The following is a 251-nucleotide window of genomic DNA, read 5'->3' as shown; positions in this document are numbered from 1 at the left end:
GGAATTCCAATGTGGGCGTCAGCCGGTAGGCCGAAGCCAGCTCCGACAGGCCGGTAGGGGTGCCAAGCAGGACCGGCTCGGCGGCCGTTGCCGCGCGCAGGCGCGCGACCAGCTCGGCGAGGAAGGCCACGCCGGCGCTGTCCACGCGCTCGACCCCGCGCAGGTCCAGGCGATGGATGCCCGCCAGTGCCGCACTGGCCTGGGGCCACAACGCGATGACGGCGGCACGGTCGAGCGCGCCGGTCAGCACC

General features: G+C 74.1%; 1 protein-coding gene. It reads right to left on the bottom strand.

Annotated features, from left to right (window positions below):
- Positions 1 to 251, bottom strand: a 251-nt coding sequence (locus SB775_RS32055; RefSeq protein ID WP_410865325.1) for an STAS domain-containing protein, incomplete at both ends; no start/stop codon positions are given.

The sequence above is a fragment of the Peribacillus sp. SIMBA_075 genome (assembly GCF_046534585.1).
This window is presented reverse-complemented; position numbering and strand designations above follow the sequence as displayed.